13 protein-coding genes and 1 pseudogene are annotated in these 12,897 nt (G+C 29.2%); 7 read left to right on the top strand and 7 right to left on the bottom strand.

Translation table 11 applies throughout. The features are described from left to right. Nucleotides 1-3: 3 nt before the first annotated feature. The 7 genes and pseudogenes from kdpA to H2280_RS04775 form a co-directional block, all read right to left on the bottom strand. The gene (gene kdpA, locus H2280_RS04805; protein WP_337215844.1) at nt 4-1,695 is read right to left on the bottom strand and encodes a potassium-transporting ATPase subunit KdpA; all 1,692 of its coding nucleotides are present in this window, start codon (nt 1,693-1,695) and stop codon (nt 4-6) included. Between the two features lie 9 nt (nt 1,696-1,704). Then, a pseudogene (gene kdpF, locus H2280_RS04800) lies at nt 1,705-1,782 on the bottom strand (K(+)-transporting ATPase subunit F); the annotation flags it as partial. A gap of 90 nt (nt 1,783-1,872) precedes the next feature. Further along, nucleotides 1,873-3,408: an anaerobic C4-dicarboxylate transporter gene (locus H2280_RS04795; protein ID WP_337215843.1), complete on the bottom strand. Its 1,536-nt coding sequence runs from the start codon at nt 3,406-3,408 to the stop codon at nt 1,873-1,875. Between the two features lie 118 nt (nt 3,409-3,526). Beyond that, complete coding sequence (locus tag H2280_RS04790) at nt 3,527-4,777, bottom strand: RNA polymerase factor sigma-54 (protein ID WP_337215842.1); 1,251 nt, start codon at nt 4,775-4,777, stop codon at nt 3,527-3,529. Then, nucleotides 4,777-5,505 (bottom strand): LPS export ABC transporter ATP-binding protein, encoded by a 729-nt coding sequence (lptB, locus tag H2280_RS04785; protein WP_137624189.1) that lies wholly within the window; start codon nt 5,503-5,505, stop codon nt 4,777-4,779. The genes H2280_RS04790 and lptB overlap by 1 nt, the downstream gene beginning before the upstream one ends. Continuing rightward, the gene (gene tsaE, locus H2280_RS04780; RefSeq protein WP_337215841.1) at nt 5,502-5,906 is read right to left on the bottom strand and encodes a tRNA (adenosine(37)-N6)-threonylcarbamoyltransferase complex ATPase subunit type 1 TsaE; all 405 of its coding nucleotides are present in this window, start codon (nt 5,904-5,906) and stop codon (nt 5,502-5,504) included. Before tsaE ends, lptB begins: the two co-directional genes overlap by 4 nt. Beyond that, nucleotides 5,903-6,148 (bottom strand): RNA-binding S4 domain-containing protein, encoded by a 246-nt coding sequence (locus H2280_RS04775; RefSeq protein WP_337215854.1) that lies wholly within the window; start codon nt 6,146-6,148, stop codon nt 5,903-5,905. The genes tsaE and H2280_RS04775 overlap by 4 nt, the downstream gene beginning before the upstream one ends. A 146-nt stretch (nt 6,149-6,294) precedes the next feature. Here H2280_RS04775 and rplI point away from each other — a divergent pair, with 146 nt between their 5' ends. Genes rplI through H2280_RS04740 form a run of 7 tightly spaced genes read left to right on the top strand, consistent with a single transcriptional unit; the run spans nt 6,295 to nt 12,883 of the window. Continuing rightward, a complete protein-coding gene (gene rplI / locus H2280_RS04770) occupies nt 6,295-6,738 on the top strand; it encodes a 50S ribosomal protein L9 (protein ID WP_137624191.1) in 444 nt (147 codons plus the stop codon). 2 nt (nt 6,739-6,740) lie between these two features. Beyond that, nucleotides 6,741-7,283, top strand: coding sequence for an ATP-dependent protease subunit HslV (gene hslV, locus H2280_RS04765; protein WP_137624192.1), 543 nt, complete (start codon nt 6,741-6,743; stop codon nt 7,281-7,283). Further along, on the top strand, nt 7,280-8,599 hold the full coding sequence (gene hslU, locus H2280_RS04760; protein ID WP_337195476.1) for an ATP-dependent protease ATPase subunit HslU: 1,320 nt from the start codon (nt 7,280-7,282) through the stop codon (nt 8,597-8,599). Before hslV ends, hslU begins: the two co-directional genes overlap by 4 nt. Beyond that, the gene (gene era, locus H2280_RS04755; protein WP_137624194.1) at nt 8,596-9,471 is read left to right on the top strand and encodes a GTPase Era; all 876 of its coding nucleotides are present in this window, start codon (nt 8,596-8,598) and stop codon (nt 9,469-9,471) included. Before hslU ends, era begins: the two co-directional genes overlap by 4 nt. Then, nucleotides 9,461-10,537, top strand: coding sequence for a hypothetical protein (locus H2280_RS04750; RefSeq protein ID WP_337215840.1), 1,077 nt, complete (start codon nt 9,461-9,463; stop codon nt 10,535-10,537). The genes era and H2280_RS04750 overlap by 11 nt, the downstream gene beginning before the upstream one ends. Then, a complete protein-coding gene (locus H2280_RS04745; protein WP_337215839.1) occupies nt 10,530-11,096 on the top strand; it encodes a hypothetical protein in 567 nt (188 codons plus the stop codon). The genes H2280_RS04750 and H2280_RS04745 overlap by 8 nt, the downstream gene beginning before the upstream one ends. Beyond that, nucleotides 11,093-12,883: an aminopeptidase P family protein gene (locus H2280_RS04740; protein ID WP_337215838.1), complete on the top strand. Its 1,791-nt coding sequence runs from the start codon at nt 11,093-11,095 to the stop codon at nt 12,881-12,883. The genes H2280_RS04745 and H2280_RS04740 overlap by 4 nt, the downstream gene beginning before the upstream one ends. The last annotated feature ends 14 nt before the right edge of the window (nt 12,884-12,897 follow it).

The raw sequence follows: 12,897 nt of genomic DNA, 5'->3' as shown, positions 1-12,897 counted from the left end.
TGTTTAATACCATAAAGATAAATATTCAGCCACACTAGAAAGTGTCAGCACTGGAAAAAAAGTTAATGCCGCAAAAATATAAACAATGCAAATTAAAACAAACATAAAAGTCAAAGTATCTGTTTTTAAGGTATTTGTATTATTTTCTTGGGTTTTTTGATTTAAAAATGATCCTGCAATTGCTAATTGTATAATCAAAATAAGATAACGCCCGCAAAACATTGCAAAAGCTGTGCTTAAATTCCAAAACAAATCATTATCTTTAAGTCCCTCAAGCCCAGATCCATTATTTGCAGTTGCGGATGTAAATTCGTATAAAATTTGAGCTAAACCATGAAAGCTAGGATTTGTGATGCTATCTTTTGCAAAAATTACTCCCAAAGCACTTAAAACAAGGATCAATAAAGGATGTATCAAAATAGCTAAGGCGATGAGTTTCATTTGCCTACTTTCTATTTTTTTTCCTAAAAACTCCGGAGTTCTTCCTATCATCAAGGCGCAAATAAATACACACAAAATAACATAAATCATCATATTCATAAGCCCAACACCATCACCGCCAAAAGCAACGTTAAGCATCATATTAAGCATAGTAACTCCTATGCTTAAAGGATTTAAACTATCATGCATATTATTAACACTTCCTGTTGTAAAAGACGTTGTAACAGCACTAAATAAACTGGATGAATTGACCCCAAATCTTAATTCTTTTCCCTCTAAATTTCCCAAAGTTTGATTAAGTTCTAAAGAAGATAAATTAGGATTTGGAAGAGTTTCACTATAATGGATAATAATTAAAGAAATTAAGAAAATAATACCCATAGCTCCAAAGATAACTCCGCCTTGTTTTCCCATCAAAGCAAAACCTTGTTTTTCTTTTCTATAATGAATCATCAATCCAAAGGCTACAACACAAGAACTAGGAATTAACATCATGGATAAAATTTGTATAAGATTGGTTAAAGCATTAGGATTTTCAAAAGGCATACTTGAATTAGCTCCAAAAAATCCTCCACCATTGGTTCCTAAGTGTTTAATAGACTCAATAGCAGCAACAGGACCTGTAGCTATAGTTTGAATTTTATTTTCTAAAGTTACAAGATTAAAATTTGGATAATAATTTTGCACTACACCTTGAGAAATAAAAATCAAAGAAATAATAAAACTCAAAGGAAGTATTAAACGTGTCATCACACGAGTAAAATCCTCATAATAATTTCCCATTTGCATACCACAAAATGCCCTGCAAAAAGCCATACAAGCACAATATCCACTCACGCCAGAAACAAACATAGGAAGCAAAATTCCTGTGCTTTGAGAAAATAAACTTAAAGCATTTTCCCCGCTATAATGCTGTAAATTAGTATTAGTAATAAAACTAATAGCGGTATTCAAACTCAAATCTAGCGGCATTGATTTGATAGAGTTAGGATTTAAAAAAAATCTATCTTGTAATAAAAAAATAATGAAAGAAAAAATAGCCACCAAAAGATTAAAAATACACAAATGAAAAGAATACTGTTTCCAAGTCATATTTTTTCTATCGATAGCGCAAATTTTATAAATAAAAGTATCTATAGGATTAAAAATAAAATCAAAAATAGTTTTTTTAAAATTAGCAATTTTATATAAGTATCGTCCAAAAATTAAAGATAAACCAAAAGCTATAAGAAGTACTATTACAATTTCTAACATATTATTCCTTTAGAATTTTTCAGGATATAAAAGTGCATAAAAAAGATAGCAAGCAAGCAATAAACTTAAAATCAATAAAAAGATCATTCATAAAATCCTATTTAATAAAAATCATTTACAATAAAGGGTTTTAATTCTATCCTTGCTAGCCTTATAATTTGCTTTATTATTTTCAAACTAAAGATATCCTGCCATCATTGTTATAAAATAACCCGCTATACAAGAAGAAACCACGCCAATAAGTCCAGGTAAAATAAAACTATGATTGATCACAAATTTACCAATACGAGTTGTCCCTGATCGATCAAATTGTATAGTAGCCAAATCACTCGGATAAGTTGGCAAAATATAATACCCATAGCAAGCAGCCGCAAAAGCTATGATCACACCTAGTTCAACACCAATACTTAAAGATAAAGGAACAAAAGCAGAAATAGCTGCTGCCTGAGAATTAACAAATTTTGAAATTAAAAGAAGCATTAAAGCATACGTCCAAGGATGCTCTTTAACTATATCTCCAAATAAAGCTTTCATCATAGGAGTATGGACTGCAAACATCGTATCAGCCATCCAAGAAATTCCAAAAACTGCCACAAGGGCTACCATACCGGATTTAAAAATTTCATTAGAGCCTATCTTTTTTACATCTGTTTTTGTAAAAATAATCATCAAAGCGCCCGCTAAAAGCATAAACATTTGAATGATTGACACCATAGAAATGTAATTATAACTTGGATTTCCAAGCTTATCTTTTTGAGGGATGGTTACAATCGCTTCTGAATGATCTTTTATATTAGAAGTTAATTTTTTAAGATCAATTACAGCCTTATTACCTCCACTTAAAGTCCATTCTACTGTATTATCAATGTGTGCTTGATACACCATTTTTTGACCCCAATTGGGTTTTAAATCATCAAAAATTCCAATAATAGCTACTGAAAAAATTGCAAGGATAAAAATCCACATTGCAACCCAATTACTTTTTGCCAATTTAACCCCCAAAAGCGTTTTAGATTCTCCATAAACATATTTTTTAAATTCCAAATCTTTTATTTTTTCTTGAAAAACCTCATCTTTATCTAAATCTTTACCTCTAAACCAAGAAAAAATTCCCACACATAAAACACCTATGAGCGTACTAGGTATAGTGATTTGAAGTAAATTAATGTAGCCATCAAAACCGGCCAATTTATGAGAAGTATTTAAAAGCAAAGCTGTTAAACTTACAACCGCTACAGAAACAGGGCTTGCAATAATTCCCATTTGTGAAGATATAGAAGCTGCTGCCATAGGACGTTCTGGACGAATGCCATTTTTAATGGCAATATCATAAATGATAGGCATTATAGTATATACCACATGCCCTGTTCCACAAAGCATTGTCAAAAAACACGTAACAAAAGGAGCTAAAAGGGTTAAAAATTTAGGATTTTTTCTTAAAATTTTTTCAGCAATTTGAAGCATAACATCCAAGCCACCGCTTGCTTGCAAAGTCGCACTAGCAACAACTACAGCTAAAATAGTAAGCATAACATCAATCGCAGGTTTTCCAGGCTGGATATGAAAAACAAAAACTAGCATCAAAATGCCTATTCCACCTAATAAACCAAGAGCTATACCGCCTTTTTTAGCACCATAAAAAAGACAAATAAGCACTACCACTATTTGAATAAAAAATTGCCACCCTTCGCTAAGATTTGTTAAAAAATCCATTTTAATTCCTTTTTAAATTATAAAAATCAATAATTTCATTGTAGCATAATTTAAAAAGAAAAGATAATATTTATTAAATAATATAAATAAAAATTAAATATAAGAAGTTTTAAAAAACTTATCCTTCAAGTTCGTAAAGTTTTTTTCTATCTGTAGAACTTGCGATATTGAGATGTTTTCGGTATTTAGTAACCGTTCTACGCCCAATATCGATCTTAAATTCATCCTGTATGAGTTTTAAAATTTTACTATCACTTAAAGGTTTTAAGCGATTTTCATTTTTAACCAAATTTGCGATAAAATCTTTTACACTCGCATTAGAAGTTTCTCCTTCTTCATCAAGAGCAAAAGCAAAAAAATCTTTTAAAGGAATCAATCCTCTTTCACAGCTTAAATATTTATTTGCAATCGCCCTTGAAACCGTAGAAGCATTGCGATCTAAATCTTCTGCAATATCTTTTAAAGTCATAGGTTTAATATCTTTACCCACAAAAAAATCATACTGGTGCTCTACTATCATCAATCCAATTTTATATAAAGTTGCTTTTCTCATAGCCAAAGCATCTACTAAATTTTTAGCCTCTTTAATGTAATGTGCTAAATATTCATGGTCAATTCCATCTGTTTCAATAGAAATTTCAGGATAATACTCATCATTAATTTTTACTTTAATTTCATTATTTTCTCGAAAAATAAAAATATCAGGAATGATAGCTTGAGAATCTTCAAAATATTCCAAAAAAGGAGGAATGCTGAATTTTTTTATCACAGAAATTGCTTGAGTGTATAATTTTTCTTTCGTATAATTTTGAATATTTTCAAAATCCAATATAAGCATTTTGCAAAAATCATAGAGTTCTTCATCTATATTTTCATTTTCAAGAGCAAATAAAAAAGCTTCTTTATAGTCTTTAGCACCCACACCTATAGGATCTAAAAACTTAAAACGCATCCTAATGCTTTCAATATCCTTTTCATCAATATCTTGCATGACTTCTTGATCGTATTCAAAATACCCTTCATGATTAAGACATTCTATGATTTTATTTGCAATATCCTGAGATTTTTTTGTAGGAAAAAGCGGAGGGATAATTTGCTCATTTAAAAGTTCATAAACACTTTTTTTACCAATACCCATACTTTCAACCATAGCTGAATTTGTATTGTTTTTATAAAAAGAATCAAAATAACTCTTTCCTTTTTCAGAGGTTTTAATCGCATCTTGAATATTTAAAAAAGGATTTTCTTCTGCAAATTTGTCCAAATTCTCTTTTAAATCTTCTATATTTGCCTGTAAAATAGGAAGCCACGAGCGCAAGGTTTGGGAAATTTTTGTTTTTGCGCTTTGAGTAATCTTTTGCTTTAACATTAATCTAGGAGTTTAAACTCCGCTCCTAAATAGTATTTTTTTACATCTTTATTGTTTGCAATTTCTTCAGCATTTCCACTTGCCAATAAGGATCCAGAACGAATCACATAAGCCCTATCACAAATTGCTAAAGTCTCACGCACATTATGATCAGTAATTAAAATTCCAATATTTAATTTCTTAAGTTCTTTAATCAAAGCTTGAATTTCAGAAACCGCTATAGGATCAACACCGGCAAATGGTTCATCAAGAAGTAAAAATTTAGGCTCACACATCAAACTTCTTGCCAACTCGCAACGCCTTCTTTCACCGCCGCTTAAACTCAAACCCTTTCTTAAGCGAATCGGTTCTATGCTTAAAAGCTCAAGCATTTGCTCTACTTTTTCATTTAATACTTTTTTATCTTTATAAAAAATTTGTGCCGCTAAAAGCAAATTCTCTTCAACGCTTAAATCTTTAAAAATACTACTTTCTTGTGGCAAATATCCAATTCCCTCTCTAGCGCGTTTATTTAATGGTTCTTTCGTAATATCCACACCATCAAGCAAAACTTTTCCATTACTTGGAGTTATTAAACCACATATCATATAAAAAGTAGTGGTTTTTCCTGCTCCATTTGGCCCTAAAAGTCCAACAACTTCGCCACTATTTAACTCTAATGATACATCTTGTATAATTTTTGTTTTTTTTATGATTTTTTCTAGATTGATGATTTGTAATTTACTCATAAAATTTCATACTTTCTTTTATTTTCTTTAACGCTGATTTTAACAATTGTAGCTAAAATTCCAAATTGCAGTAATTTTTCCTTTAACCCATCATCTCCCCATTCTACTAGATGCAAACCTTCTTCAAATAAATTATCGAACAAGCCATTCTTTAAAAGCCCATCTAAGCCCTGCTGATAAATATCATAATGATACACACAAATATTTTCATTTTGGTATTTTTGCATGATAGAAAAAGTTGGGGAAGTAACTTGATCGCTTAAATTTAGAAATTTAACCCAAGCTTGAACTAAGCTAGTTTTGCCACTAGCTAAATCTCCTTGCAACAAAACCACTCCATCGCAAGGCAAATAAGAAAAAATTTGATCTAATTCTTCTTTAGATAAAATCATTTCTTTCATAATTTTTCCACATATTGATTTTGAGCATTTTTAGGAATACTTTTAGTGGAAGGTATGGCCAAAACCTTATATTCTTGAGTATATTGCATAAAATGCAAACTAATAATATCTCCTATTTTCACTTCCTTACTCGCTTTAGCGACTTTATCATTAATTTTAACCACTCCGCTTTTACACATATCTTCAGAAATCGCTCGTCTTTTGGTGATATTAACCACATTTAAAAATTTATCCACTCTCATAGGAATGAATTTTAGCAAAAAAAAACAAATTTTGGAACATATTTTGCTTGTATTGCTGCAATTAAATTTCATTAAAAACCTTTCTTTTAACAAATTTTAGATACAATAAGACAAAAATTAAGTTAAAGCTTAAAAAAGGAATGTCGATGAAAGTATTACTGATTAAAGATGTTAAAGGGCTTGGAAAAGCCGGAGAAGTTAAAGAAGTCAAAGATGGATATGGACAAAATTTTTTAATTGGAAAAGGCTTAGCTAAAGCTGCCACTACTGAAGTTTTAAGAAAATATGAAAGTGATAAGAAAAAAGAAGCTGAAAATTTACGCTTTGAGATCGCAAATTTAGAAAAATTAAAAGAAGAGCTTAGTAAAATCACCCTTGAAATTTTTAAACCTGTTGGGGCCAATGGCAACTTATTTGGCGGGGTTACAAAAGATGAAATCGCTCATGCACTTAAAGAGCAAAAAAATATAGAACTTGATAAAAAAAGTTTAGAATGTGATACTTTAAAAAGCATTGGAATTCATGAAATCAGTGTAAAATTAGGCCATGCAATCCATGCAAATTTTAAAATTGATATAAAGGCAGAATAATTATGTTTCACGCAACTACGATTTTAGCCTATAAGGGTAAAAATAAATCCGTAATCGGAGGAGATGGGCAAGTTAGCTTTGGAAATACTGTTTTAAAAGGCAATGCCGTTAAAATTAGAAAGCTTAACAATGGCAAAGTTTTGGCAGGTTTTGCAGGAAGTACAGCGGATGCTTTTAATCTTTTTGATATGTTTGAAAATTTATTACAAAGTTCTAAAGGCGATCTTTTGAAGGCCGCTATAGATTTTTCCAAAGAATGGAGAAAAGATAAATACTTAAGAAAACTCGAAGCCATGATGCTAGTGCTTGATAGAAATCACATTTTTTTACTTTCGGGAACTGGCGATGTAGTAGAACCAGAAGATGGAGAGATCGCAGCGATTGGTAGTGGTGGGAATTATGCGCTTTCAGCTGCAAGAGCCTTAGCAAAACACGCTTCTTTAGATGAAGAAGAACTAGTAAAATCAAGCTTACAAATTGCAGGAGAAATTTGCATTTATACCAATACAAATATAAAAACCTATGTAATAGAGGATGAAAAATGAACTTAACGCCAAAAGAAATAGTCAAATTCTTAGATGATTATATCATCGGTCAAAAAAAAGCTAAAAAAATCATTGCCATAGCATTAAGAAATCGTTATAGAAGAATGCAATTAAGCCCAGAACTTCAAGATGATATTATGCCAAAAAATATTTTAATGATAGGATCAACTGGAGTTGGTAAAACCGAAATTGCAAGAAGACTTGCAAAAATGATGGGTTTTCCTTTTATAAAAATTGAAGCTAGCAAATACACTGAAGTGGGCTTTGTAGGGCGTGATGTAGAGAGCATGGTAAGAGATTTGGCTAATGCAGCTTTAAATTTGGTCAAGAATGAACAAAAAGAAAAAAACAAAGATAAAATCGATGAATTTATCGAAAATAAAATTTTAGAAAAACTCTTGCCACCTTTACCAAAAGGCATTAGTGATGAAAAGCAAGAAGAATATAAAAACAGCCTTGAAAAAATGAGAACCAAACTTAGAAATGGGGATTTGGATGAAAGCAATATAGAAATAGAAATTTCTCAAAGCATGTTCGATACCAATCCTAACTTGCCACCTGAAATGGGAGCGATGCAAGATATTGTCAAGGTTATTGGCGTAGGAAGTAAAAAAGTCAAAAAAGAAATGAAAATCAAAGATGCTAAAAACGCTTTAAGAAACGAAGCTGGAGATAAAATTTTAGATCAAGAAAGCATAAAAAGTGAAGCTTTAAAAAGAGCAGAAAATGAAGGGATTATTTTTATAGATGAGATCGATAAAATAGCCGTTTCAAGCGGAAATTCAAATCGACAAGATCCAAGCAAAGAAGGAGTACAAAGAGATTTATTACCAATCGTTGAAGGATCTAGCGTTCAAACTAAAATCGGAACCTTAAAGACTGATCATATACTTTTTATCGCTGCGGGTGCTTTTCATTTAAGCAAGCCAAGTGATTTAATCCCGGAACTTCAAGGACGTTTTCCTTTAAGGGTTGAACTTGATAGCTTAGACGATAAAGCTCTTTATGAAATTTTAACCCGTCCTAAAAATTCACTTTTGAAACAATACACCGAACTTTTAAAAACAGAAAAATTAGAACTTGAATTTGATGATGAAGCTATAAAAGAAATTGCAAAAATAGCCTCTAAAGCAAATGAAGAAATGCAAGATATAGGTGCTAGACGTTTGCACACTGTGATAGAAAAACTTCTTGAAGACTTAAGTTTTGAGGCTGATGAATACGCAGGTAAGAAATTTATCGTTGATAAAAAAATGGTCGAAGAAAAACTTGGAGACATTATAGAAAATAAAGACTTAGCTAGGTATATTTTGTGAAAAGCGGCTTTGTTAGCATCATAGGAAGAACCAATGCTGGAAAAAGTGCTTTGGTTAATTCCTTGCTTGAAGAAAAAATCACCCTAGTTTCCCATAAACAAAATGCCACAAGGCGAAAAATCAAAGCCATAGTGATGCATGAAAAAGATCAAATTATTTTTATTGATACTCCTGGATTACATCAAAGTAATGCAACCTTAAATCAAATGTTAATTGAAAGTGCTATAAAAGCCATGGGAGATTGTGATTTGATTTTGTTTGTGGCAAGCGTGTTTGATGATTTGAAAAATTATGAAGAATTTTTAACATTAAAACCAAAAGTTCCTCATATTATCGTTTTAAACAAAGTTGATTTAACCGATAATGCCACTCTTTTAAAAAAACTTAACGATTATGCTAAATTTAGCGAGTATTTTAAGGCTATCATTCCTTATTCTTGCAAAAAAAAGACTTATAAAAAAACCTTGCTTGATGAAATTGTAAAATATTTAGACGAACATGAATATTTTTATGATCCTGATTTTTTAACTCCAAGCAGTCAAAAAGAGCTTTATAGGGATTTTATACTTGAAAGCATTTATGAAAATTTAAGTCAAGAATTACCTTACTGCACCGAAGTAATGATCAATAAAATTAAAGAAAAAACAAATCTTATCATTATCGAAGCTCAAATCATTACAGATACAAATTCTCACAAAGCCATGCTTATAGGAAAAAATGGATCAACTCTCAATCGTATAGGCAAAGATGCTAGGATAAAAATTACACAACTAGCTCAAAATAAAATTCTTTTAAAACTATATGTAGTGGTAAAAAAGAATTGGCAAAAAGATGAGGATTTTTTAAAAAAAATGTTAAATTATGAAGAATAAAATTGAAATTGTAAGTTTTGAAAAACTCATTTATATCCAAAAAAATGGCAGATTTGAAGAAGATAGACTATTTGAAGAAATAATCAAAGAATGTGACATAAAAAATCCTTTTGAATACCAAATAGCATTTTTAAAACAAGATGAAATTTATCACTGTTTTTTAAGTAGAGTTGAAAATTTACCCAAATGCCTCGCTTGTTTTCCCAAAGCCTTCATTTTTAAACCTTTATTTAAAAATAATTTGATTGAAAAAAATAATTTTTGCTTTCTAGAGCTTTATTTAGATGAAATATATTTATGTTTTTATGAACAAGATAAATTTAAAGCTTTTAAAAAATTCAAATATGAACAAAACTTAGAATTATTTTTAGAAAAAACACATATATTAGAACTTTTACAATACTATGAAAGTGAAATTTTAATCAGTTTTGAAAATAATGATTTGATAAAAGAATTAAAAAATAAAGCAATAGTTTGTAAAATTTTAGAACAAAATGAAAATAAACTCGCAAAATTAAGTATGCCAATCTTAGATAAAAATGCAAATTTTATTAAAACAAGTAAGAAAATTTTTTCTTATTATTTAAAACTAATTTTTTTATTTTTATTCATTTTTTTTAGTGCGAGTGGAATTTTAATTTTTACTAATTTTTTAAATTATCAAGAGAATAAAAACTTGCAAACTCAAAATAAAAACTCTCAAGATAAGCTTTACAAGCTAGAAAAAGAAAAAAATAAAATCTTGGAAAAAAAACTCAAAGACTTAAATTTAACTCTTTATGATAAAAAAATACTTCTTGATCAAAATTTTAATCAACTCAATGAAATTGTAAAAAATTTCAAACCAAACAAAGATAGAACTTTGATTTTAAAAAATATCTTTATTTGGCTTAACCAAAACTCACTAGGAATTTCTAGCTTAAAACTAAAAGATTATAACATTATCATACAATTTAACAATCAGGAAAACTATCTTCACGCTCTTAAAAATTTAAAAACTGAATTGAAGCTTATATCCAAAAACGATGCATTACATCAAATTATTTTAGAGTTAATCCATGGATAAAATAGAATTTTTTTTAGAAAATTTAAATCTAAGAGAAAAACTTCTTATTGCTATCATTATAATATTGTTCGCTATATTTTTAGCTTTTAAAATCGAACCTTTATTTGTAAATTCTTTTTTTAATCATAATATTTTCATTCATAATATTAATATTAAAAAAGAACAAGCTGCTAATGAAAATTTAGAACAAAAAATACAAATATCAAATCAAAAACTACAACAAATTCAAAACAAAACACTCATTTATGAGCAATACTTAAGTTTATTCCAAAAAAAATATGATCAATATTTAAAAAATATCAAAACACTAGCCTTAAATAACAAAATCGAAATAAAAAAAATCTCACAGACAAAAATTCAAAAAAACAATATCAATCACTATAAAATTTTTATCAAAACTTATGGAAATTTTAATGCTTTATTGTCTTTTATAAAAGATTTAGAAAACTCAAATTTTTATTATCAAATCAATATCATTGAAATGCAAAATTTAACAAGCTTAAAACTAGAATTAAATCTTGAAATATCAATAATATATCTTAATAAGGAAATTAAATGAATTTATACCAACAAAAGATCACACGACTTAGAGACTTAATGAAAAAAAATCATATAGATGCTTATTTGATTTTGAGTTCAGATCCTCATTTAAATGAATATCTTCCAGATTTTTATCAAAATAAAACTTTCATTAGCGGTTTTAAAGGATCGGCTGGAACCTTGATTTTTACCCATAAAAAAGCTTTTTTATGGACAGATGGAAGATATTGGCTTCAAGCTGAAAAAGAATTAAAAGGAAGTTCTATAGAACTTCAAAAACAAGATCATACTAACACTTTTTTAAATTGGTTAAAAGAAAATCTTAAAAACAATGAAATTCTAGGCACTGATTTTTCTCTCTTGTCTTTAAATTTATTTGAAAATTTGCAAACAAATTGCCAAGCAAGATTAAAACACATTGATTTGATTTCGCCTTTATGGCAAGACCGTCCTAATTTACCAAAAAGCAAAATTTACGAGCACAAGATTAAATACTGCGGTCATTCTCGTCAAGAAAAAATCAAACAAATACGAGAAAAAATGCAAGATTTAAACGCGCAGGGTCATCTCATTTCTTCGCTTGATGATATCGCTTGGATTACGAATTTAAGAGCAAACGATATAGAATACAATCCTGTATTTTTAAGTTATTTGCTTATCAGTCAAAAAACAATTTTGCTTTTTATTGATCAAAATAAAATTGATTCAAAGCTAGAAAAAAAACTCAATCAAGATGGAATTTACATTAAAAATTATTGTGAAATTTATCAAGAAATTCAAAAACTCCGCGATACAAACCTACTCATAGAACCAACAAAAACAACAGCTTTATTGATTCAATATCTTCATAAAAGTGTAAAAATCATAAAAGAAATTAATCCTAGCACATATTTAAAATCAATCAAAACTCAAAAAGAAATCAAACATATAGAAAATGCTATGATAGAAGATGGAATTGCTTTGTGTAGATTTTTTACTTGGCTAGAAGAAAATATTAAAAAAAATAAACGCATAAGTGAGCTTGATATTGATCTTAAGATAACAGAATTTAGATCAAAAAGTCCTTATTATATTAGCAATAGCTTTGCAACCATAGCAGGTTTTAATGCTAATGGGGCTTGTGTTCATTACAAGGCAACAAAAGAGAATTTTTCTTATATTAAAGATAATGGACTTTTACTCATAGATTCTGGTGCTCAATATGAAAATGGAACTACAGACATAACTCGCGTTGTTGTCATAGGAAAAGTTAGCAAAGAGCAAATTTATGATTATACTCTTGTTTTAAAAGCACATATAGCCATATCAAGTACTATTTTTCCAAAAGATATTCCTATGCCTTTACTTGATGCGATCTCAAGGGCGCCTTTATGGAAAAATCAGCTTGATTATATGCATGGAACCGGCCATGGGGTAGGCTATTTTTTAAATGTCCATGAAGGTCCTCAAACCCTATCTTATTTTGCACCTGTCCTTGAAAAAACCAAAGCCAAAGAAGGAATGTTAACCTCTATAGAACCAGGAATATATAAAAAAGATAAATGGGGCATTAGGCTTGAAAATTTAGTTTTAAATACCAAAGTTAAAAATCTAAAAAATAAAGATTATGGAGAATTTTTATACTTTAAACCCTTAACTCTTTGTCCTTTTGAGTTAAAATGCATCGATAAAACTTTACTCAATAAAGATGAAAAATCATGGCTAAATGCTTATCATAAAAAAGTTTATGATAAACTTGCCATAAGGCTAAAAAATGAACCTAAAGTTTTAAAATGGCTAAAAAACAAAACAAAAACTATTGATTAGCTTTGTTAAAAACT

The sequence above is a fragment of the Campylobacter sp. 2457A genome (assembly GCF_020135895.1).
In the GTDB taxonomy this organism is placed as follows: Bacteria; Campylobacterota; Campylobacteria; order Campylobacterales; family Campylobacteraceae; genus Campylobacter_D; species Campylobacter_D taeniopygiae.
This window is presented reverse-complemented; position numbering and strand designations above follow the sequence as displayed.

Bases quoted from the DNA above. Each gene is read 5' to 3' on its own strand.
- hslU (WP_337195476.1), top strand. From the start codon at position 7,280: ATGAACTTAACGCCAAAAGAAATAGTCAAATTCTTAGATGATTATATC.
- H2280_RS04750 (WP_337215840.1), top strand. From the start codon at position 9,461: ATGAAGAATAAAATTGAAATTGTAAGTTTTGAAAAACTCATTTATATC.
- H2280_RS04740 (WP_337215838.1), top strand. From the start codon at position 11,093: ATGAATTTATACCAACAAAAGATCACACGACTTAGAGACTTAATGAAA.
- H2280_RS04795 (WP_337215843.1), bottom strand. From the start codon at position 3,408: ATGGATTTTTTAACAAATCTTAGCGAAGGGTGGCAATTTTTTATTCAA.
- lptB (WP_137624189.1), bottom strand. From the start codon at position 5,505: ATGAGTAAATTACAAATCATCAATCTAGAAAAAATCATAAAAAAAACA.
- H2280_RS04790 (WP_337215842.1), bottom strand. From the start codon at position 4,777: ATGTTAAAGCAAAAGATTACTCAAAGCGCAAAAACAAAAATTTCCCAA.
- hslV (WP_137624192.1), top strand. From the start codon at position 6,741: ATGTTTCACGCAACTACGATTTTAGCCTATAAGGGTAAAAATAAATCC.
- tsaE (WP_337215841.1), bottom strand. From the start codon at position 5,906: ATGAAAGAAATGATTTTATCTAAAGAAGAATTAGATCAAATTTTTTCT.
- rplI (WP_137624191.1), top strand. From the start codon at position 6,295: ATGAAAGTATTACTGATTAAAGATGTTAAAGGGCTTGGAAAAGCCGGA.
- kdpA (WP_337215844.1), bottom strand. From the start codon at position 1,695: ATGTTAGAAATTGTAATAGTACTTCTTATAGCTTTTGGTTTATCTTTA.
- H2280_RS04745 (WP_337215839.1), top strand. From the start codon at position 10,530: ATGGATAAAATAGAATTTTTTTTAGAAAATTTAAATCTAAGAGAAAAA.
- H2280_RS04775 (WP_337215854.1), bottom strand. From the start codon at position 6,148: ATGAGAGTGGATAAATTTTTAAATGTGGTTAATATCACCAAAAGACGA.